The sequence below is a fragment of the Paenibacillus kribbensis genome (assembly GCF_001705305.1).
Taxonomy (GTDB): domain Bacteria; phylum Bacillota; class Bacilli; order Paenibacillales; family Paenibacillaceae; genus Paenibacillus; species Paenibacillus kribbensis_B.
This window is the reverse complement of the sequence record NZ_MCBP01000001.1, coordinates 431,455-453,487: the sequence shown is the minus strand read 5'-3', so window position 1 is coordinate 453,487 and position 22,033 is coordinate 431,455. Positions and strand designations below refer to the sequence as shown.

The window sequence follows — 22,033 nt, the reverse complement described above, 5'->3', positions numbered from 1 at the left end:
CAATAAACGACTTGAAAGTGAATTGTTAACGGATAATTTGTAAGAATTCTATCTATTTGGTATCTGAATTTGGTAGAATAGGTTCAAAGTATAATCGAGAGTGTATTAAAACTGACATCATAAGTATGCTTATTGTTGAATGAACTCTATAGAGAGGGTCGTGAAAGCATTAGGCGGCAAGGGGGAAAAATGATGCGAAAGAGCTGGTACAGGAAATTGCTTTTTTCCTATTTCCCAATTTTCATGTTGACAGTGTCGATTCTCATTTTCTTATCCTTCCTGATCGTGAACGAGATATCGCGCAATGAAACCAGCAAAGCGAATCGGATCACGACCGGATTTGTGATGGACAGTGTGGAAAATTCACTGACGAAGGTAGAAATGGACGTTTTAAACGAGGCTGAGACGAACAAGAGCTACAGCACTTTCCTGAACGGACAAGCTCAAAGCGGCAGCATGATGTTATATGAGCTGGTAGGGAGCCTGCGTACGCTGAAGGATAATCATGAGCTGGTACACTCTATTTATATTTACCGAACGAAGGATCATAAGGTATTAACCATGAGTGGTCTTCAGGATGCTTCGGCCTTTGTCGATTATCCGTACATTGAGCAGGCGCTCCGGTCGGAGGATCGGCAGTGGTCGCCTGTGCGGGAATGGAAGGAGCCGGGCAAGCATACATCAGAACGTGTGATTTCAATGCATAAGAGGCTCCCCTTGCCGTTTGGGGGACAAGGACTGCTGGTGATCAATATTGGTGTGTATCCGTTGGAGCAAATGATCGCTCAAATGACGAACCCGGCCGTTTCCTATCTGGTGATTCATGATGGCAGCGGACAGGCGATTTATCCGGCTGCATCCGGTACCAAGGATGCTGTAAAAGCAGAGGACGGGCAGCAGCTGACTCAGCTGCTCTCCCCCCGGCTGGGATGGAGCTTTGATAGCGGCATTCGTGCCGGGCAATTGTTCGAATGGGTGTCTGTGATCTCTTACGTCTGGATTGCGGTCGGATTGGCGGTGGTTATATTGGCGGTGGTCTACATTATTTATGTGACCCGCAGAAATTACAGGCCAATTCAGTTGATGATGCAGCGTATCCAGCAACTGCCAGGCCGTCCCGGTGAGGAAAACAATAAGGATGAGCTGTGGATGATTGATCATGCGCTGCAAAGTCTGATTCGGCAAACGGTTGATTATGAACAGCAGGAGCATGCGAATATACTCATTCGGCGACGGCAGCTGTTCCTTGATCTTATGGAAGGTACAGCCGCCGAAACGGTAGAATTCCGGCTGGATCATCTTTCTCCTTTTGCAGATGCAGGGAAGGGGGAGGCTTCTCCAATCTACACTGTTATGGTGGTAGAGCTGCACGATCTGGACCTGCCGCAGACAGCGGACGGGAAATCAACCGGTAGCGGACATTCGGAGGAGCATGGAGATGAAGATGAAGATCAACGTTTGAGTCTGTCGCTGCTTGGTGTGATACAGGAGCTTGCAGCCACCTATGGATGGCAGGGCTGGGCAGAATGGATGAGCCGTGAAAGAATCTCCATTTTGCTGCGGAAAGAGGAAGGCGATGGGGAGGGGCTGCTGGGGGCGAAGCTGCAAGAGATGGCGCAAACGGGCTGTGAGTGGCTGCAGGGCCATCTGGGTGTACAGCTTACAATTGGAATTGGCGGCCAAACTCACGAGTTGGAGCATATTCAGGATTCCTATCGGGCCGCTGTTTCTGCTCTGCGGTATCGGTTAACGCTCGGGGTACGCGATATTGTGACCAGTGATCAGGTTCCGCGGGCTAGTGAAATCCCGTTGTATTCGTATCTGCCGCTGATTTCGGAGACGATTCGTTCTTTTCGACTGGCAAACCATGATTGGCGTATACAGCTGGAAGGACTATTCGGGGCGATGGAAACGGATAAGCTGAAGGATGGGGATATTTTAACGGTAGTGCGGTGGCTACAGGAGCTGCTGGAACGGGAAATGCGCGAAATGAAGGATGTATCGGGCGCACTGGATCGTTATTTTAACGGGGCGGAGGGACAGCGATGGAAAACTGAGGTTGAAACGGCTTCTTCATTGGCTATGATGCATACGCTAATGCTGGAGCATATGACCACGGTATATCGGACTTATGTTGCAGCCAGTGAAACCAAAAGCTATCGGGCCATGGTCAGCGAGATGAAGCAATATATAGAAGAGCATTATACGAATCCGGATTTGTCATTAAATCATTTGAGTGAGCGTTTTGATGTGTCGCCCAAATATGCCAGTCATCTGTTTAAAACCGAATTTGACATGAAATTCGTTGATTTTTTGACACGGCTTCGTATGAACCACGCGCAGCAAATGCTGTGTAACACCACGGAGACGGTTCAGCATATTGCGACACAGGTTGGTTATGCCAATTCAATTACCTTTGGGCGGGTTTTTAAGCGTGTCGTTGGCGTAACGCCAGGAGATTATCGCAAGCTGAGATTAAAACCGGAGGATTCATTAGCAGGGGGAGCGCTATAGGCGCTCGCCTTTTTTGCTTAAATGTCGGGTGGAAGGAGTCGGTTTATGGAGCGGAATTTAGTTTATTGCGGTAGAGGGATGCAAATGCCATACTTATGTCCATATCTTGAACCTACAGGGCGTCAATGGCCGATAGATTGGCAGGTATAATGGCGAACCGGAATGACGGAGGATGGCTATGGCGGACATATTTGTACAAAAGCAACACAGGGATGAGCCGAAGGTTTCCGGCTGGGCCGGAGGCATTGATGTTGGCGGGACAAAGACACTGATCTGTATTGGCACAGCGGAAAGGCAAGTGGTGGTAAGACATAAGTTCCCGACAGTGCATACGAAGAATGCTCATTTTTTCTTTGAGCGTCTGTTCGGAGAACTGGAGTATTGTCTGGAACAGGCAGGGCTGTCACTGGAACAGTTGAAAGGTATTGGCATCGGCTTTCCTGGCATGGTGGATAACGATAGCGGAACGATCACTCACGCTCCAGCGATTCAATGGAGTTCTGAAGATAGTATGCATGAAAATATACGGTCTATCATTGCACAGCGATATAGCGGTCGCCTGGTGCTTGATAATGATGTGAACATGGCTGCGCTCGGAGAACAATGGCTGGGGGCAGCCCGGGGATTACGCCATGTCATGATGGTAACGGTAGGGACAGGCATTGGTAGTGGCCTTATTTTAAATGGGGAACTATACAAGGGTGCCGCAGGCGGAGCTGGAGAAATGGCGTACTGGATTGCAGGCGAGGAACAAGCACGGCAAGCGGCAGAACAGAAAGGGACAGACGAGTTTGGTGTGTTCGAATCTTTAACATCAGGTACAGCGATTACACGCAGTGTAAAATCGGCGCTCGCATTCGGCATACCTGGTATGCATATGATTCGGCTGGCGGAGGGAGACAGGGACAAGGTCGGGGCTCGCCATGTTTTACAAGCGGCGGCTGAAGGGGATATTGAAGCACAGACGATTTTGGAGCCTGCGCTGGCGCATATGGCGATGGCTTTAACGAATGTGATCAGCCTGCTGAACCCGGAAATGATCGTTATAGGTGGTGGAGTGGCAGAAGACAACACGTATTATTTGGATGAAATTCGGCAAAGAGTAGCCTTATGGACGGACATTCCTTGCACCATTGTACCTGCTGAGCTGGGTAATGAAGCCGGGGCCATCGGAGGTCTGGCGACAATTCTGGGCAGCGCGGTACGCTAAACAACAGGGAGGTTTCCAGATGGTTGGCTCACAAATGCTGAAGCTGCGTAGCTTCTATTTGTTTATTGGTTTGGCAGGGGGCATGTTTAACCCTTATTTGACCCTGCTGCTGGTTCAGAATGGGTTGACGAGCAGCAGCGTTGGTGTTTTGATGGCGATCGGTACGCTCATATCCATACTGGTTCAGCCGATATGGGGAATTATTGTGGATCAATATCGTCAAATGCGACTGGTTCTCATTTTGAGTGTAGCCGTCCCAGGAGTTATGGCCGTATGCTATCAGTCAGAGCATTTTGTGCTGATGGCTTTAGTTTATTCCATCATGGCCATATTTACGGCAACACAGGCACCGATTGCGGATTCCTATGCGATTGTGGCGGCTAAAAAGGCAGGCACAACCTACGGCAGCATACGATTTATGGCGAGTATAGGCAATGCGGTGGGTGGCTACGCCGGGGGATTGTTTGTGTCCCTTTTATCTGTGACGATGCTCTGGGTGCCTTTTTTGGTGCTGAACAGCCTTGCGGCCTTGACGGCGCTGACGCTGCCGAAAAAAACGGAAGAAGATCTCGTACTGCGCAAATCACTTTCGGACGGGATTGGTCAATTGCTCCGCAACAGGACATTTTTAATATTTTTGGGCGGCAGCTTTTTGGTGAATCAGACATTGACTGCATTCAATACCTATTTTGTACTGGCCTTTAAAATGTCAGGAGGACTTCCGGGTTTAGTCGGGATTGCTCTACTGGTCGCCTCCATTACGAACGTCCCTTCTATGCTGCTCGCTTCACGGGTGATTCGAAAAATCGGGTTGGAGAGGACCCTATTGCTAGGGGCCGTCGCTTATATGTTCCGCTGGGGAATTCAGTGGGCCTTTCCCGATCCTGCCGTTATGATCGCTGTACAGGTGCTGCACGGGCTATCGTTCGGATTCTTCTACATTGCAGCGGTTGAATATGTATCGCATGTTACTGAAAAGGATATGCAGGCGACCGGACAAAGCGTGTTCAATATGGTGTTTGCCGGACTGGCAGGGATTGTAGGCAATTTGTTAAATGGGTTTCTTCTTCATGCCGGAGGGCCGCAGCTCATGAATTTGGCGTGTATGATCAGCGCGACCTTAGGTGCGCTAATGATGGTGTATGTATCACGCAGTCGTAAGGATGGGAAAACAGGAAAGGTACGCAAGTTATCCATGAGTCTCCCGTCAGAGATTTCACAGCAGGAATAGCGAGCTTCGTACATCGTTGAAGCTTTGTGAAATACAGAGAGGGCATCGCATCCGATGAGGGTGGGGTGCTCTTTTTTTTGCAAAAACAACTTTTAAGCCACTTCACATGGAATTATATCTCACACGAATCGAACAATGAAAATGGTTTATTCACAGGAAAACAGTGGTTTTATATAAAAGTAAGCGTTTTATCATATTCAGTAACCGCTTTCAATTAAACGGTTTATGCTCGGGAAACTAGTTTATTGTCAGTTTTCCTGCGGTCATGTCATACTAAGGCACATCCCGAACCAAAGAAACAGACTCATGCAATGCATGATATGCCGTACCTCATCCATAAGAAGAGGCGACGAACGGGAAAAAGCAGACAAAGGGGTGTCCAGGAATGAGAAGAAGTAAGGCTGGAGGATCATTGAAGAAGCTGCGTCTGCTGCTTGCAGCTACAGTTGCACTGTCGGTTGTACTGAGTGGGTGCTCGTCAGGTGAGGCGGACAAGAGTTCGACCGCTGCCGGAGACAAGGGTGGTTCATTGAAGGTTGAAATTTTTGACAGAGGCAACACACCTCAAGGCTATACCATTACTGACAGCTATTTGACCCGTTATGCAAAAGAAAACTTTGGCAAACCCAATAACATTGATTTAACATACGTGCCCGTTCAGCGCTCGGAAGAGGTCACCAAGCTGAATGTCCTGATGGCCAGCGGCGGCGATGTACCTGATATTGTATTTACTTATGATTCCGGCACCTTTGAACGGTACGCGGAGCAAGGTGGCCTGACGGACTTAACCCCACTGCTGGATGAGTATGGTCCCAATCTCAAAAAGTTTCTTGGTGAGGATACGCTGAGCTACGGACAGGTGGAGGGCAAGCAGTTCGCTATTCCGGGCAAACGCACGATTTTAGGAAAATACTCTTCTTTTATACGGCAGGATTGGCTTGATACGCTGAAAATGCCTGTCCCTCAAACGACAGATGAGCTATATAACACGTTAAAAGCGTTTAAGGAAAAAGATCCCGGCAAGACGGGGGGCAAGGTCGTTCCAATGGGGATGACGATGGAGCCTGGGCAATATGATCCGCTGCTGTGGTCTTTTGTTAAGCCGGTAACGGATGAGCAGAAATATACGCTGACCCAAAAGCTGGGTTCCCGTGATTATCCGACGCTGCTGCCCGGATTCAAGGATGGGGTCCGGTTTATGAACAAGCTGTACAATGAAAACCTGATCAGCAAGGATTTCGGTCTGGATAAGGACAAAAAACAGCTCTTTCAGGATATTCAAAGTGGCAATACCGGCTTTTTTAGCGAAGATTATGACAACATTTTTTATAACGATGCAGCTTATTCCAATCTGTTGGCCAACCAGCCCAAAGCCAAGCTGACGCCAATGGACCCGTACACCAACAGTGAGGGCAAGCATGCCAAGCCGGAATTTGCGTCCAACGGCCTTTACATTATGGTGCCTAAATCCAGTGAGCATGCGATTGAAGCGATCAAGTATCTGGACTGGATGTCTTCCGAAAAGGTGTTGCGTGATATGCAGAACGGGGTGGAAGGCGAGAACTATACGTTGAAAAACGGCATTCCGGTTGCCAAGGAAAATCCGACACAAGAAGCGCAGGACCGTATCTACAATCAGGGTGATGTGGTCATTATTGCGAACGGCAAGATTGCAGGGGATGACAAGAAAAACAAGGAAGCCTTTATTTTGGGCATGCCTTCCCAGTTCCAGGAGGATGTTCGCAAGGCCATGGATATATCCAGCACAGATACCGTTCCTCCGGTGAAATTTGACCATCCGATTAAGTCCGAGTCCAAATACAGCAACTCACTGCTGGATAAGTTTGATGAAATGGTCGTCAAATCTGTGATGGCACCTCCGGCACAGTTTGATGCAGTCTATGATGCATCATTAAAGGATTATATGGTGAGCGGCGGTCAGGCGATACTCGATGAGCGTACTGAAGCCTACAAGGCCATGACGGGCAAGTAAGAAGGCGGAAAGTAAAGGAGGAGACAGCGCATGAAAGGGAACGTTTACTTCCGCAGATATTGGCAATTATACGCGTTGCTTGTGCTGCCCCTGGCCTACTTCATTGTGTTCAAATATGGTCCGATGTGGGGCGTACAAATTGCGTTTAAGGATTTCAACTTTTTTCAAGGGATTACGGGAAGCGAGTGGATCGGATTCGATGCGTTTCGGGAAGTATTCCGTATGGACGATTTTTATAGAACGCTGCGTAATACTATCGTGCTGAATTTGCTTGATCTGCTGGTATCTTTTCCAGCCCCTTTAATCCTGGCGATTTTACTCTATGAAATGAAAGTGGTCTGGTTTAAAAAGCTGTCGCAAACGATATTGTATATCCCCCATTTTATTTCGTGGGTCATTATCGGCGGGATTGTGTATCAGGTGTTTGGTACGCAGTCCGGCATGATTAACAATGTACTTACCTCGCTCTGCTTTCAAGCGATTCCATTTTTGACAGATAAAAATGACTGGGTGCTGACATATCTGCTTACAGGTGTGTGGCAAAGCGCAGGCTGGGGAACGATTTTGTATCTAGCCGCCTTGACCGGCATTAACCGGGAATTGTTTGAAGCTGCCGAGGTAGATGGAGCAGGACGTTTGAAGAGAATTTGGTACATTACGATTCCAGGTATGAAAACGACCATTGCTACGCTGCTTATCATCAATCTGGGCAATATGATCACGATTGGCTTTGATCGTCCTTATGTGATTGGCAATGTGGCAGTTCGGGATTATTCCGATGTGCTCAGCACATTCGTGTATCGCATCGGGATGGAATCCGGGCAATATACGCTGGCAACGGTGGTTGGCCTGTTTCAGGCCGTGGTTGGTCTGATCTTTGTGCTAGGTGCTAACTATGCATCCAAGAAGCTGACGGATGAAAGTATTATGTAAAGGAGCTGCTGACATCTGATGAGTGAACGTACTGCAAATCGCACCTTTGATATCGTAACCACTGTGCTGGTGGCTGTGGCTGTGCTGCTGTGCCTGGCCCCGTTTATTCACATTTTGTCCATTTCCTTCAGTTCAAACCGGGCGATTACGTCCGGGGAGGTGACTCTGTTTCCAGTTGAGTTCAATTTGAAGGCATATGGAAAGGTCTTTTCCGATATGAGCATGATCCGTTCGCTCGGGTTTACGGTTATGCTGACAGTGATCACGACAGTGCTGAGTATGCTGATGACGGTCATAGCGGCATATCCTTTAACGAAGAAAAACCTGAAGGGGCGCAAAACCATGATGTTTATCATTGTGGTGACGATGTTTTTCAGCGGTGGCATCATTCCCGAGTACATTCTGGTGCGCGATCTGCATTTGTTGAATAATATGTGGTCTCTTATTTTACCAGGTCTGATCAGCCCGTTTTATCTGATTATTCTGATTTCTTTCTTTAATGGGATTCCGGAAAGCTTGGGAGAAGCGGCGGAGATTGATGGCACCAGTCAATTCGGCACCTTGATTCGGATTGTACTGCCGCTGTCCCTGCCCGTATTGGCGACGTTAAGTCTGTTTTACGGTGTGGGACGCTGGAACGGATTTCAGGATACGCTGATGTATATTCAAAACCCCGATTTATTTCCGTTACAGCTCAAGCTGTATCAAATGATTCAAAATAACATGGTATCCGAGCTGACCAGACTGGAAGGAGCCAGTGGTGCAAGAATTACGCCTGAAGGGTTGAAGGCGGCGAGTGTCATTTTCGCTACGGTTCCGATTCTGCTCGTTTATCCGTGGCTGCAAAGGTATTTTGTTAGCGGCGTGATGGTCGGAGCGGTGAAAGGATGATGACAATGAAGGCGAAGGGGGAATACTCCTTTTCCACCTGTTGGAATATTAAAAAGCATACAGTCGGCCGAGAGCTTATTGAGGAAATCCGCGAGCTGGGCTTTGGCCGGGTGGAGCTGAATTATAACATTACCCGGGAAATGCTGACGACGATTGAGCCCATGATTGAACGGGGAGAAATCGGCATATCGAGTGTGCATAATACGTTTCCTCATACACCAGACCCGGATTACGGCACGGATTCCGTTCTGCTCGGATTTGATGATGAGGTGAAGCGAAAACGCGCGATAGAGCTGTTGGTGCAATCTGCGGAATATGCGCATCGCTACGGGGCGAAGGCAGTGGTTGTGCATCCTGGCGAGGTTCCATTTCCATACGATATCAGTGAGGAATTGGCTGGTATTTACCGTGAGCAGGGCAGGGATTCGGCTGCATATCAAACGCTGTGGACACAAATGCTGGAGCGACGGAATTCACTGAGCGGACATTATGCGCAGCGTATTCGCGATAGTTTGGAGGAGGTGTGCGACCGCATTACCTCCAAGGGATATGATGTAGCCATTGGGATTGAAACGCGTTCACGCTGCTATCAGATGCCTACCTTGCAGGAGGCGAAGAGGATCATAGATGGTTTGAAGGGGGCGCCTGTCTACCTGTGGTATGACATTGGACACGGTATGATCATGGACCGTATGGGATTGTACGATAACGCCAAGGAAGCCAATGAAATGATCGACTATATCCTGGGTGTTCACATTCATGAAACCATAGGATTATCCGATCACTGGTGCCCTTTTATTCATAGTGGTGACCTGGAGTTCTTTGATCGTTTCGTAAATATCATCCGCCAGGCCCCGATTAAGGTCTATGAGCTGAAAGCAGCTTGTCAGCCGGAAGACATTGAACGCAGTCATGAGCTGCTGACAGGCAAGATTGCGAAGCTTGAGCCGCAAGGCTAATGAATGATTATGCATATTACAGGGGTTGAGATGTATGTACAGTAGAATTGTAGCGATCAACGATGCCTGGGTCAAACCGGGCATGGACCATCAGGTGCTGGATGCCGACAGCCGCTATTACGGCGGGGTGACCGATGATGAGAACGGGATCGCCTGGCCTAATCATTCGGTCGGTACACCTGCCGCGATGGCAATCTGGGCGGCCGCGCTTGTCAACCCGGATTCGGTCTACTACCGGAATGAGGATGTGCTTGTCCGGCTGGAGCTGGCAGCGCAGTACATGCTGCGAGTACAGCATGAGGACGGCTCTATTTCGCCAGGCTGGACCAATTTTCACTCGCCGCCGGATACAGCGTTCGTGGTTGTGGGCTACGCTCAGGTCCATCAGCTGTTAGCTGGGAACGACTGGCTGGAGCTGCGCCGGGTGACTGATGCGATTCGCTTGTTTCTGGAGCGGACGATCCCGGTCATGCTGACCGGAGGCTGCCACACGCCAAACCACCGTTGGGTACTGTGTGCTGCCTTGGGCTTTCTGCACGAGCTGTTTGATTTGCCTGAGGCGCTTGTGCGGGCCGAAGCATGGCTGGCCGAAGGGCTGGATGGGACGCCGGATGGCGAATGGACGGAGCGCAGCAACGGGATTTACAATGCCGTCAGCGATATTATGCTGATTCATGCTGCCCGTTTATTGAAGCATCCGAAGCTGCTGGAGCCAGTGCGTCGCAATTTGCACATGATGGTGTATCTTGTCCATCCGGATGGCGAAGTGGTCACGGAGTATTCAGGGAGACAGGATTTCGGTGTGGTACTGAACTTATCCTCCTATCTTCTTCCGTATGCCATGCTGGCTACCAAGGATGAAGACGCCATATTCGAAGCGATGGCTGTCGCCGCTATTCAAGTCATGGATCATCCGGGTGGTGCTCCAATCAATGCGGCTGTACGCTTTTTGCTAGATCCGCGTTTGCAAACTCGCGAGGTATCGCCAGCCTCATTACCAGTCAGCTATAACAAGCTGCTGAATGGAGACTTTCCAAGGGCAGACTATCTGAGCCGGATGGAGGAGGCAGGGCATCATCAACAAATCTATCATAGCCGTCTGCATACAGACTTTGGTGCTCCAGTCGTACGCTATCGACAGGAGGACACCAGTGCGACCCTGATGACCGAGGTTTCATCGTTCCTGTCACTGCGGCATGGAGATGCACGGCTGCTGGCAGTACAGGCCGCCTCCTACTTCTCGCCCGGTTTTGTACCGATGCAGGAGCTGACAGCTTATGAAACGGGCTGGACGTTGTCAGGCCAGCAGGCCAAAGGCTACTATGGTCCTGTAGCTGCTGCAGATCTGCCGTCAACTTCACAGGAGGAAGTCAGCCCATGGTATCTGCTCCCGCATCACAAACGTCCGCTAACCCATGAACAGCGGCATGAAATACGGGTCGATGTGGATCGTCAGGAAGATGTATGGAGACTGCGTTTTCGCTCAGAGGGTCCGGCGGACTGTATGACCCAGATCAGTTTTATTTTTGGACGTGAAGGAAGATTTACTTGCGGAGAGTACAGGCAGGTGAATGAAACGGTACAATGCTGGACTGGCGGCACAGCACGTTATGAATCGGGGAATGCATGGTTTGAACTGACGGGAACAGCCATGGAGCATATGGCTACTTCGGTTCGGGGAGCTGCTCACCCTATGTATTGCTATACGTTGCTGGTCAACTGGATGGCGCCGTTTGATAAGACGATCAGCATTCGGTTGTCGCCTTTGCCTGTGAGTGAAGCCTGAAGTACAGTGAGCATCTATTTTCCGGGGATATGGCCAATTCCCGGAGAAAAGATGTTTTTTTGTGCGTGTCTTTATTTACACAGAGATGAGCGCTTCCATTGAGCTTGAAGCCATTGTGGTGTACACTGTCCAGAACAGGTGTAAATTGGAACGTCAGGAAGGCTGGACGGTTGCAAAGGAGGAAAAAGACACACATGTATGTCCGTTTAAGATCGTTAAATTATCCTGTAAAAGGGTATGTTTTTATGGTATTGGCCGTATGCTCAGTGATCAGCACTTTATGGATCATTAATGTGCAGTTGCCCTCAGGGGGACGCCCTTATTTTTTTATATGGTGGAATATGATGCTAGCCTGGATTCCCATGATTCTGACATTGCTGCTGGATGTCATTCATTGTTCCTGGAGAAGGGGGATGAGGACGTTTTTACTATGGGTGACAGGGGTAGCCTGGCTCGTGTTTTATCCCAATACACCCTATTTAATTACAGATTTGCTGCATGTATTCGCCAATTATCCGTTTCTTGAGGAGCCACGCTTCTGGGGAAATCCATATTTCTGGAATCATGTACTGGGGATGCTGCTGGTAGCTGTCCTTGGCCTGACGATGGGCTTTGTATCGCTCGAATCCATACGACAGCTGGTACAACGTGCACGTGGCGGGCTTGTAAGCTGGCTGTTTGTGCTGATAGTCCTGTTGTTGAGCAGCCTGGGTATATACATTGGCCGTTTCTTTCGCGGAAATACGTGGGATATTGTTTCTGCACCTTCCCAACTGTATGAACAGGTGTCTTCTATATGGGCGGACTCCCTGCAGCGCACTCACTTTATAGAGTTTAGTGGGCTGGTATTCGTTATTTTGCTGGTCAGCTATATGTCCACGATGTGTATCATCTGGATGGGTAACGGCCGCCGGGACGAATGGCGCAGCTGGTAATTTGGATGCGCCTGCATGTTGTATAGATATCTTAAAATGTAAAGCAAAGGAGGAACAGCTACGATGAACGGACAAAACCGATCCGATATCCGTGCTGGTCTTGAAGTGGATATTGTGCTTAAAAAAGATCAGCCCACCGGTAAGCTGACGCGAGGAACGGTGAAGGATATCCTGACCAATTCCCCGCGTCATCCGCATGGAATCAAAGTGCGTTTGACAGATGGGCAGGTTGGGCGGGTCAAACATATTGTAACGAATGATGGCTAGAGCTACAGGCAAAGGAGGGATGATGTATAAATCAGACAACGGTAAGCTCCAAAAATGATCGTTACCCGCTTATTTTGCTTGTATTGCTGGGGCTTGCTCTCATGTGGTCCTTGATTCGTCCAGCGGATTATTTTACATGGATACTGGAAGTTCTCCCGGCGGTTGTGGGAGCTGTGCTGTTGGTGGCTATTTACCGCCAATTCCGGTTTACAAACCTGGTGTACACCCTGATCTGGCTGCATGCATTGATCCTGATTGTCGGCGGACACTATACCTATGCCGAAATGCCGCTGTTCAACTGGATTCGGGACATTTTCGGGCTGGAGCGCAACTATTATGATCGGCTTGGTCATTTTACGCAAGGCTTTGTGCCTGCGCTCATTGTAAGGGAAGTGCTGCTGCGTAAAACGACCTTGGGAAGCGGAGGCTGGCTCACTTTCCTCATCGTTAGTGTGTGTCTTGCGATCAGTGCGGCGTACGAGCTGATTGAGTTTGCGGTAGCCAAGGCAACCGGAACGGCAGCAGAAGCTTTTTTGGGGACACAGGGAGATGTATGGGATACCCAATGGGATATGCTGCTCGCGTTGATCGGTGCCCTGACAGCTGTAATTTTGTTAAGTGGGGTACATAACAAGCATCTCAAACAGCTAAAGCATTAGTAGGGTTCTGGGCTATATTCGTGTTATGGGCTGGCTGCTGAGATGAAGAGTGGCTGCATCCATGTAGCTGTCCAGCAGCCGCTCAAAAATGCGGTCCCACGTCTGCTCCAGGCTGTAGGCTCTGCCTACTATGGACATAGAGCGGCGAAGCGGGGCATCCTCGTACAGCAGGCGTACAGCTTCAGCGAAGGCAGCAACATCCCCGGCAGGACACAATAGACCTGTTTTTCCGTGAATTAAATTATCTTTTACTCCGCCTTCATCGGCACCGACCACGGGAGTACCGCTTGCCATGGCCTCCAGTACGACGTTGCCAAAGGTTTCGGTGGTGGAGGGGAAGAGAAATACGTCGGCAGCGGCGTATAATTCCGCCAGTTCCTGCCCCTTTACAAAGCCAAGCCAGTGGACTGCATGCTCTGCCAGCCCCATGTCTGCGGCCGTCTTTGTCTTGTGTAATGGACCATCTCCTGCAATGACCAACACCGAGGCGGCACGGACATCGTCGGACAACTGGAGATAGGTATCCAGTAGCGTGTCTATTCCCTTTTCCGGTGCAAGCCTGCCGACATACAAAATAACAAATGCATCTGCACGAACGCCCCATTTGTCCCATACCGCATGACGATCCACCTTTGGCTGGAAGTGATCGGTATCAATTCCTCTGCCCCAGATTTCGAGTTGACTCATTCCCTTATTACGCAACAACTCCATGGTAGACCGAGAAGGAACATACACTCTTTCGCAATGTCTGTGAAACCAAAGCATGTATTTCCATAAGGCAGGTTCAAGCCAGCGAAGCTTGTAATATTCGAGGTATTTATCAAAGTGGGTATGGTATGAGGCGACAAGTGGAATATGATGTTTGGCCGCGTAGCTAGTTCCGTAAAGGCCAAGGTTAAATGGAGTAGCGACATGAATCAGATGTGGTGAAAAGGCTGACAAACGCTCATTGATCTGTTTGGCGTTGGGGATCGCAAGTCTGCATTCCCGGTACAGCAAAAAGGGAATGCTCCGTAGCCGCTCCACACCCGGCCCCGAGGGCAGATGACCGTCTGCCTCCGGTGCGAAGACGAGTGTAGATACCCCATGTGTCTCCAGATAGTCAATCCATCGTTCCAGTGTCAGGGCAGCGCCATTGACGTCAGGCGCATACGTATCGGTAAATAATGCGACTCGAAGCATGCCTTTATTCCTCCTCCGCCATTCTCATTTATCCTATGACGTTTCAGGGGAGTCCGCTTGGAAGCTCCGGTTTTAATTATGTCATGATTTTGTTTACGGGCTTGCCGGGTTTTGTAAAAGCTGGCCCGCGGACGGGCGTTTTTCTCGGAACATTCCATACATTTCATAAATATTCCTTGTCGCCGATTGTTTTGGGTAATAATAAGGCATAGACTTTATTTTGAAATTTCATTATAGTAATTCGGTATGAATAAATTTGAAGGGTAAGCAGGAGGGATGGCTTTGGCTTTTGGAGCACGGGTGTTAAAAACGGGAATTGCGGTGACGCTTGCCCTTTTTCTGAGCATGCTTTTGAACACCCATTCGCCTGTGGGGGCAGCGATAGCCGCTATTTTTGCCATGCAACCGTCGATATACAGGTCGTGGCGTTATTTTCTGGATCAACTCCAAACAAGCACACTAGGTGCAATCATGGCTTTGCTGGGCGGAATGGTATTTTCGAATGAGCCAATTGCGGTCGGGTTGGTATGTGTACTGGTACTTATGATATGTCTGAAATTAAATATGGCTGATACGGTAGGACTAACACTGGTTACCGTTGTTTCTGTCATGGAAGCCTCGGACGACTGGAAATTTGCCGTGACCCGTTTTGTGCTTACTTTAATCGGGATTGTTTCTGCTTTTGTTATTAATATTACTGTGTTTCCTCCAAAACCAAAAAGACAGTTTATCAATCAGATTCAAAGTGTATTTAACACCATGTCCTTGCTGCTGCGTACCGCCATTTCCGATGAAATTAAGGAGTCTGTCTTTAGAGAGGAAAAAGGGAATCTGGAGGGGGCTATTAAAACGCTGTCGGATAAATATCATTTGTTCGAGGAAGAGCAGAAGAAGCTCAAGCGCTCCCGGTTCAGTCAGACGAGACAGATGGTAGTATACAAGCAAATGCTCGAAAGCTTGCACAAAGGGTACGAGGTACTGGATGCGGTGGAAAGGCACTACTTTCAGTCTTTACGACCAGAGGGAACGGATGCGTTTTTTGATGGTCACCTGGAGCAGCTAATTCGGTTTCATGAGCATGCGCTGCTGAAATTTGAAAACAAGCTCAAACCGAACGAGGACGAGAGTGAGATGTTCCAGCAGGCGAACAGTGAATTTATGAAGCATGCGATTACACGTTTTGACCATTGCCAGGAGGGCATGCTGCGTCTCTCCATTGTGGCTGCGGCCATGTACGACTATGGTCACCAGCTGGAGCGGTTAAGCAGACTGGCCGATCATATTCATCCTGTGGAAGAGAGCAGATCGTGATGAACCCAAAGCAAAAGCGACCGTATGCATCAATCAGATGAACGGTCGCTTTTTTATGTAATAAATTCAGATATTGAAGAAAAGGCTACACGGCTTATCGAAGCGCAGCGCATAAAAAGAATACAAAAAAAGCCCGCTGGTTGCGAACAGGGACTGAACTTGCTACAATAGAGGATACTATGTTTTAGGATGAAAACATGATTCTAAATTGCATACTACACTTCTTATGACAGTATAGCATACTTAAAAGAGTTAGTCAATTTTCTCGGATCAGGGGGATGACGAATGTATGCCCGGGTCCATAATAGTGCATAGTTTGACGCAAGGGAGCCCTGCGTGGAGCAGGAGGAAACGGAACAGGAGTGAATCCAATTGGCTACTGAGCAGCAATGGAATGAGGAGCAACGAAGAGTAGAAGATGTGACCGCAGTCATCAGCGGACGTATTCGGAAGCTGGAGACCGAGGTTGGCTCTGTGCGCGGAGATGTCGTAGATATGCGGAAGGATTTTTGGGATGAGGTAACGATCAATTTTAGTGAGGCGGATGATGTGGGCGAGACGTCCACCAGCTTGCGTCAGCAGTCTGAGATTTTGTCCGAACGGGAGCGCAGACACAAGCATTCCACCGAGGCGTTAGGCCAGTTAAAAAAGCTGCTCGAATCCCCCTATTTTGCACGTATTGATTTTGCTGAGCAAGGTCAGGCGGCGGAACGTATTTATCTCGGGATCGCCTCCCTGTTGGATAATCAGGACGAGGAATTTCTGATCTATGACTGGCGTGCGCCTATTTCCAATCTCTATTACGATCATATGCCGGGTCCCGCTTCTTATAAGACTCCGGCAGGCGAGATGGAAGGAGAACTGACGCTCAAGCGCCAATTTTCGATCCATGATGGACAGATTCGTTTTATGTTCGATACAGGAGTAACGATTGGAGACGAACTTCTTCAGGCGGTATTGAGCCGTAGCTCGGATGCCCAAATGAAGAGTATTGTTGCTACCATCCAAAAAGAGCAGAATCGCATCATCCGTAATGATCGAAGCCGAATGCTCATTGTACAGGGAGCAGCAGGAAGCGGTAAAACATCCGCTGCGCTTCAGAGAGTAGCGTATTTGCTGTATAAGTATCGTGATCGCTTGCGAGCGGATCAGGTCGTGCTATTTTCGCCTAACCCGATGTTTAACAGCTATGTTTCGACGGTATTGCCTGAACTGGGTGAGGAAAATATGCTCCAGGCTACTTTTCAAGAATACTTGGAGCGGCGCCTGGGTCGGGAGTTTCAGCTGGAAGATCCTTTTGTGCAGCTGGAATATGTGCTTTCAGCATCGTCACAGCCTGGGTACGAAGCGAGAATGGAAGGTATTCGCTTTAAGTCGTCCAAGACGTTTTTACGTGTGATCACGGGATACAAGGCATATTTGGAACAGGAAGGAATGCATTTTAAACCCGTACGCTTCCAGGGGCGCGAGGTGATTTCTGTAGAGCAAATGGCCCGCAAGTTTTATGAGTTTGACCCTGCTGTACGGCTGGCGAACCGACTGGAGCTGCTAAGGGAATGGATGCTCAAGGAGCTGGCCCGCTTCGGTAAGGAGGAATGCTCCGCCCCATGGGTGGATCAGCAGATGGATTTGATGGAGCCGGAGGATTATCAGCGTGCATATAATCGTATGCGTCGCAAATCGAAGAACAAGGGCGATACGTTCGACGATTTTACACGTGAGCGGGAAATATTGGCGCGTATAGTGGTTAGTGACCGCTTGAAGCCCTTGCGCAAATGGATCAAGGCGCTTCGCTTTGTGGACACTACCCGTTTATACGGTGAGCTGTTCCTGAATGAGACGCTGCTCGGTCAACTGGCGGATCATGCAGAGCTGCCTGGCAGCTGGAGTGAAATTAGTCGGCAAACGCTGGAGCGTATTCAGGCCGGGGAACTGGCGTATGAGGATGTGACGCCCTTTTTATACCTGCGCGAGCTGATGCTGGGCTTCCGTTCCAATAGCAACATCCGTCACGTGTTTATTGATGAGGCACAGGACTATTCCCCCTTCCAGCTGGCCTTTTTCAAGCGCTTGTTTCCACAGGCGAAAATGACGGCATTGGGCGATTTTAATCAGGCGATCTATGCTCATGCCTCAGTGCTTCAGGATGCTGAGCCTTTGTATGACCTGTATGGAGCAGAACAAACCGAGATGATTTCGCTGACACGCAGCTATCGCTCTACACAGGAAATTGTGGAGTTTACTCGGGGAATGGTAGCTGGGGGCGAGCATATCATACCGTTCAACCGCAAGGGGGAGAAGCCTCGTGTAACCGAGGTGCGTTCGCGTGAACAATTGCATCAACGGATTGCCGGGAATATCACGGAATTGTTGGCGGAAGGCTATGAATCCATCGCAGTCATCTGTAAAAATGCCGGTGAAAGCGCAGCAGCCCACGAAGCGCTGGAAGGACTATTGCCAGTGAAGCCAAAATTAATCAAGAAAACAACCCCTGCCTTTGAAAAAGGGATTCATATCATTCCGGCCTACCTGGCAAAGGGCGTGGAGTTTGATGCGGTCCTGATCTATGACGGATCGGCTGAGCAATATCGACGTGAAAGTGAACGCAAGCTGTTCTACACCGCCTGTACACGAGCGATGCATTTGCTGCATGTTTATACACTGGGCGAGATTACCCCCTTTGTAAGTTCGCAGGCATCGAATACGTATATGTACACATTGAAAGAAGAGAAGTGAGCCTGTAAAATACCATGCGATGCTTGGATTCATCAGGGCCGACTGGCATAATTGTGTGTATTCCAGTAACATAAGCAAATAAGCAAAACAGGCAAGAAGTAAAAACGGAGGTTACAAACGTAATGGACATGAAGAGTATATTTCAACGCCCGCCGCTGGCGGACTGTGTACCCGAGCTGGTGGCTACAGCTAGAGGAGAACGCAAGGCATCGCTGGTTATCCGCGGAGGAACGCTGGTGAATGTGGTATCGGGCGAGTTGCTGCCAGGCATGTCTATTGCTGTGCAAGGTTCTCGTATTGCATACGTCGGTCGGGACGTCAGTCATACGATCGGCGAGGACACCGTAATCATTGAAGCGGAAGGCCGCTATATGGCACCCGGATTGCTGGACGGACATTGTCACATCGAAAGCACGCAGCTCACGGTAACCGAATTCGCGAAGGCTGTACTGCCGCTGGGTGTGACGGGCGGCTTTTTTGACCCACATGAAATTTCCAATGTACTGGGTCTAAAAGGGCTTCGTCTGATGCTGGACGAAGCGCGTACGACACCGCTGGCTGCTTACATGCAGGTGGCTTCCTGCGTGCCATCCACTGGGCCGGAGCTGGAAACGACAGGTGCCTCCTTCGGCCCGGCGGAAGTCGCAGAGGCGTTAAGCTGGGGCCCGGATATGATCGGGCTCGGCGAAGTCATGAATTTCCCTGGCGTCGTCTATGGAGACGATGTGATGATCGGGGAAATTCAGGCCACGCTGCGCGCGGGCAAGGTAGCGGACGGCCATTTTACATGGGCCTCCGATGATTGGCGGCTGCCGGTTTATGCAGCCGCGGGAATTACGGGCGATCACGAATGTGTTACGCCCGAGGATGTAGCCGAGCGTATCCGGCTCGGCATGTATGCCAAAATGCGGCAGGGCTCCGCATGGCATGATGTGGCCGAGACGATTCGCGCCAGCACGGAAATGGGCCTCGATACGCGCCGCATGATGCTGGTGACGGATGATCGCAGCGCGGAATCCTTGCTCCATGAGGGGCAGATGGATTTTGTCGTGCGTCACGCCATTGCGCAGGGCGTTAAGCCCGTGACCGCATTTCAAATGGCGACGCTGAATACGGCAGAACGCTTCGGCGTAGCCCGGGACATCGGCTCGATCATTCCGGGGGCGATTGCCGACATTATTTTGCTGGATGGCCGACTGGCCGAGGTGAACGTGACGGCCACCATTGCAGCAGGCCAACTGGTAGCCGAGTACGGCCAAATGGTCGCTGACTGGGAGAGCTTCGTGTATCCTGCAGAAGTGATGGACACGATCAATCTGGGACACGAACTGAGTACTGTAGATTTCCGCATTGCGGCTCCAGTACAGGAGGGGAATGTACCTGTCCGGGTGATTCGTGTCACGGAAAATCACGTGGACACGAAGGAAGTACGGATGACCGTTCCGGTCCGCGGAGGCGAAGTCACGGCAGATCCCGCGCAGGATTTGTGCAAAATAGCCGTTTTCGAGCGGCATCATGCCAGTGGCAGCCACGCGGTGGCACTTGTGACCGGCGTCGGCTTCACCGAGCCGGCCGCGATAGCCATGACCGTGGCGCATGACAGCCACAACCTGCTCGTCATTGGCAACGATGACGAGCTTATGACTCAGGCGGCAAAGCAGGCTGTTGCCATGCGTGGTGGCGTGGTGGTCGTATCGGCCTCAGGCGAGACGCGCTTCCCGCTGCCTATCGCGGGGCTGATGTCCCCGGCCCCGTTTGCTGAGGTGGCTGCGCAGTCCGAGAGCATTAGCCGGGCACTTCAGCAATCCGGCTGCATGCTGAACAACGCGCTGATGACACTGTCACTGCTCGCGCTGGTCGTCATCCCTGAAATCCGCTTGTCGGATCAGGGGCTTGTCGTGATTGGAGCGGATGGTATCCGTAAGGTATCGCTTTTCGTGGAAGAGGATGCAGCGGAAGCCTGATCATATACGCTTGCGGGGGTTGTCCCAACAAGGTCTGTTAAGACCTGAGGGATAGCCCCTGTTTCTGTATCAGCCTTGATCTGTATACGTATTTTGAGGGAGGGGCTATTCCGTTTGTTCTATACATTGGGCGACGGCAGAGCGTATAATGTTGGTTTTTCGCTAGAGGATGATTACGTAACCTCTTACGGGGCTATAGTCAAGTGTGAAGCATCGACCTTTACAATTGATAAATGAACACAAAAACGAAGTAGGCGGAATGGTGCTGTACAAGCGAAGCGGTCGCTTTCAAAGCTTTCCGTAGGAAAGCTCGCTTCGGAAGCATCACTTCCCCGGATTTCTTCCCTGATAATATGTTTAATTCAAGAAATCCGGGGGCGGTGGCGATGGGAAGCACCATCTGCCTGCGGAGTGGCACGCTAGGTGACTTTTAAGTTCACCTTTTACCTTTTTGCGCTGGCTTCATTCATGTCTGTTACATAGGGAGCTACTGTAAATGTCTGATCTGTTTCGTGCTGCTTGCGGTATTGCGAAGGAGTCAGACCGTTCCATTTTTTAAAGGTCGCAATAAAATAGCTCAGGTTGTCAAAGCCCACGTCGAGTGCAATATCGACCACCTTGCGGTCACTTTGCTCCAGCAGCCTGCAAGCCTTTTGAACCCGATGATAATTGATATATTCAACCGGGCTTTTCTGCACCATCTTTTTAAAGAAACGGCAAAAATGTCCCTCGCTCATCCCGATCTCATCGGCAATTTCCCGTAAACGAATGGGTTCATGGGCATGAGTGTTGATGTACGCCAGCGCTTTTTTGATCCGTTCAACCTTGCTGCGCTGACCTGCCATGATGACGTCCTCTCCGTTGGCGGGTCTCATATGTGGATATAGGCTGGCGATCATGCTGTACAGCTGTGCTTTGGTCGTCAGCTCACGGGCAGGTGTATTCTGTTCATGGCTGGTGATGATGCGCCGCAACGCAGTCAGCACCTCCTGCTCCCAAGGCTTCACTCCGCGAATGTGGGCGGGAGGGACAAGCTTTTTGCTGATCAATGGATCAATGAATTGCGTCTGCACCGTATCCTGTGTACGGCTGTGCAGCAAGTCTGGGTGAAACACCACAGCAGAGAACACGCAGCGGGGACTTTTCTTCAAATATCCGGCATGAAGCTCGCCGCTATTGACAAAAAGAGCCTCGCCTTCACAAACCTCCGTATAAATCATATCCGTCTGAAATACGGCGCTGCCCTGTTCCACGACAATAAACTCCATTTCCTCATGCCAATGGGACTCCAGCACACTGTTTCCGTTTAACTGCTCTACGCTCGGATACACGCTGACTGGATACATGGGATTGCCGTGAATGCGGTTTTCCCGCAGCATTTCCCTTTTCAATTCAATCCCTCCTATGCTGTTCAATGATTTATAACGAAATTCTAATTTTTGTAAAAACCTCAAATATCAAA

At 49.9% G+C, this 22,033-nt stretch carries 16 protein-coding genes; 14 read left to right on the top strand and 2 right to left on the bottom strand.

Annotated features, from left to right (window positions below):
* Positions 1 to 243 precede the first annotated feature (243 nt).
* The 11 genes from BAZ21_RS02035 (at position 244) to BAZ21_RS01985 (ending at position 13,378) form a co-directional block, all read left to right on the top strand.
* Entirely contained in the window at positions 244 to 2,514 is a 2,271-nt protein-coding gene (locus BAZ21_RS02035; RefSeq protein WP_256019364.1) for a helix-turn-helix domain-containing protein, read from the top strand.
* A 178-nt stretch (positions 2,515 to 2,692) separates the two neighbouring features.
* A complete protein-coding gene (locus BAZ21_RS02030; protein WP_068496578.1) occupies positions 2,693 to 3,724 on the top strand; it encodes an ROK family protein in 1,032 nt (343 codons plus the stop codon).
* A 19-nt stretch (positions 3,725 to 3,743) separates the two neighbouring features.
* Positions 3,744 to 4,955: an MFS transporter gene (locus BAZ21_RS02025; protein ID WP_068496575.1), complete on the top strand. Its 1,212-nt coding sequence runs from the start codon at positions 3,744 to 3,746 to the stop codon at positions 4,953 to 4,955.
* A gap of 385 nt (positions 4,956 to 5,340) precedes the next feature.
* Positions 5,341 to 6,948 carry an extracellular solute-binding protein gene (locus tag BAZ21_RS02020; protein ID WP_068496573.1) on the top strand — a complete coding sequence of 536 codons (1,608 nt, stop codon included), beginning with the start codon at positions 5,341 to 5,343 and terminating at the stop codon, positions 6,946 to 6,948.
* 30 nt (positions 6,949 to 6,978) lie between these two features.
* Positions 6,979 to 7,881 carry an ABC transporter permease gene (locus BAZ21_RS02015; RefSeq protein WP_068496570.1) on the top strand — a complete coding sequence of 301 codons (903 nt, stop codon included), beginning with the start codon at positions 6,979 to 6,981 and terminating at the stop codon, positions 7,879 to 7,881.
* A gap of 18 nt (positions 7,882 to 7,899) precedes the next feature.
* On the top strand, positions 7,900 to 8,772 hold the full coding sequence (locus BAZ21_RS02010; RefSeq protein ID WP_068496568.1) for a carbohydrate ABC transporter permease: 873 nt from the start codon (positions 7,900 to 7,902) through the stop codon (positions 8,770 to 8,772).
* Positions 8,769 to 9,731, top strand: coding sequence for a sugar phosphate isomerase/epimerase family protein (locus BAZ21_RS02005; protein WP_068496566.1), 963 nt, complete (start codon positions 8,769 to 8,771; stop codon positions 9,729 to 9,731). The genes BAZ21_RS02010 and BAZ21_RS02005 overlap by 4 nt, the downstream gene beginning before the upstream one ends.
* Before the next feature lie 34 nt (positions 9,732 to 9,765).
* Positions 9,766 to 11,517: a hypothetical protein gene (locus BAZ21_RS02000; RefSeq protein WP_068496563.1), complete on the top strand. Its 1,752-nt coding sequence runs from the start codon at positions 9,766 to 9,768 to the stop codon at positions 11,515 to 11,517.
* A gap of 194 nt (positions 11,518 to 11,711) precedes the next feature.
* A complete protein-coding gene (locus BAZ21_RS01995) occupies positions 11,712 to 12,452 on the top strand; it encodes a DUF1361 domain-containing protein (protein WP_068496561.1) in 741 nt (246 codons plus the stop codon).
* Between the two features lie 63 nt (positions 12,453 to 12,515).
* Positions 12,516 to 12,719: a YwbE family protein gene (locus tag BAZ21_RS01990; RefSeq protein ID WP_068496559.1), complete on the top strand. Its 204-nt coding sequence runs from the start codon at positions 12,516 to 12,518 to the stop codon at positions 12,717 to 12,719.
* Between the two features lie 26 nt (positions 12,720 to 12,745).
* Positions 12,746 to 13,378: a DUF2238 domain-containing protein gene (locus tag BAZ21_RS01985; RefSeq protein WP_068496557.1), complete on the top strand. Its 633-nt coding sequence runs from the start codon at positions 12,746 to 12,748 to the stop codon at positions 13,376 to 13,378.
* Between the two features lie 12 nt (positions 13,379 to 13,390).
* Here the strand turns inward: BAZ21_RS01985 and BAZ21_RS01980 are convergent, their stop codons facing one another.
* Positions 13,391 to 14,560, bottom strand: a complete 1,170-nt coding sequence (locus BAZ21_RS01980; RefSeq protein WP_068496555.1) for a glycosyltransferase family 4 protein — start codon at positions 14,558 to 14,560, stop codon at positions 13,391 to 13,393.
* 276 nt (positions 14,561 to 14,836) lie between these two features.
* Between BAZ21_RS01980 and BAZ21_RS01975 the strand changes: the two genes are divergently transcribed.
* From BAZ21_RS01975 to BAZ21_RS01965, 3 genes are all read left to right on the top strand, one after another.
* On the top strand, positions 14,837 to 15,871 hold the full coding sequence (locus tag BAZ21_RS01975; RefSeq protein WP_176718085.1) for an FUSC family protein: 1,035 nt from the start codon (positions 14,837 to 14,839) through the stop codon (positions 15,869 to 15,871).
* 372 nt (positions 15,872 to 16,243) lie between these two features.
* Positions 16,244 to 18,607: an RNA polymerase recycling motor HelD gene (gene helD / locus BAZ21_RS01970; RefSeq protein ID WP_068496551.1), complete on the top strand. Its 2,364-nt coding sequence runs from the start codon at positions 16,244 to 16,246 to the stop codon at positions 18,605 to 18,607.
* Positions 18,608 to 18,729: 122 nt separating this feature from the next.
* The gene (locus tag BAZ21_RS01965; protein ID WP_068496549.1) at positions 18,730 to 20,571 is read left to right on the top strand and encodes an adenine deaminase; all 1,842 of its coding nucleotides are present in this window, start codon (positions 18,730 to 18,732) and stop codon (positions 20,569 to 20,571) included.
* 443 nt (positions 20,572 to 21,014) lie between these two features.
* Here BAZ21_RS01965 and BAZ21_RS01960 read toward each other — a convergent pair whose 3' ends face one another.
* Entirely contained in the window at positions 21,015 to 21,962 is a 948-nt protein-coding gene (locus tag BAZ21_RS01960; protein WP_068496547.1) for an AraC family transcriptional regulator, read from the bottom strand.
* Positions 21,963 to 22,033 lie beyond the last annotated feature (71 nt).

Coding starts and splice junctions, on each gene's coding strand:
- BAZ21_RS01995 (WP_068496561.1), top strand. CDS start 11,712: ATGTATGTCCGTTTAAGATCGTTAAATTATCCTGTAAAAGGGTATGTT.
- BAZ21_RS02005 (WP_068496566.1), top strand. CDS start 8,769: ATGATGACAATGAAGGCGAAGGGGGAATACTCCTTTTCCACCTGTTGG.
- BAZ21_RS01965 (WP_068496549.1), top strand. CDS start 18,730: ATGGACATGAAGAGTATATTTCAACGCCCGCCGCTGGCGGACTGTGTA.
- BAZ21_RS02000 (WP_068496563.1), top strand. CDS start 9,766: ATGTACAGTAGAATTGTAGCGATCAACGATGCCTGGGTCAAACCGGGC.
- BAZ21_RS02015 (WP_068496570.1), top strand. CDS start 6,979: ATGAAAGGGAACGTTTACTTCCGCAGATATTGGCAATTATACGCGTTG.
- BAZ21_RS02025 (WP_068496575.1), top strand. CDS start 3,744: ATGGTTGGCTCACAAATGCTGAAGCTGCGTAGCTTCTATTTGTTTATT.
- BAZ21_RS01975 (WP_176718085.1), top strand. CDS start 14,837: ATGGCTTTGGCTTTTGGAGCACGGGTGTTAAAAACGGGAATTGCGGTG.
- BAZ21_RS02020 (WP_068496573.1), top strand. CDS start 5,341: ATGAGAAGAAGTAAGGCTGGAGGATCATTGAAGAAGCTGCGTCTGCTG.
- BAZ21_RS02035 (WP_256019364.1), top strand. CDS start 244: ATGTTGACAGTGTCGATTCTCATTTTCTTATCCTTCCTGATCGTGAAC.
- BAZ21_RS01980 (WP_068496555.1), bottom strand. CDS start 14,560: ATGCTTCGAGTCGCATTATTTACCGATACGTATGCGCCTGACGTCAAT.
- BAZ21_RS02030 (WP_068496578.1), top strand. CDS start 2,693: ATGGCGGACATATTTGTACAAAAGCAACACAGGGATGAGCCGAAGGTT.
- BAZ21_RS02010 (WP_068496568.1), top strand. CDS start 7,900: ATGAGTGAACGTACTGCAAATCGCACCTTTGATATCGTAACCACTGTG.
- BAZ21_RS01990 (WP_068496559.1), top strand. CDS start 12,516: ATGAACGGACAAAACCGATCCGATATCCGTGCTGGTCTTGAAGTGGAT.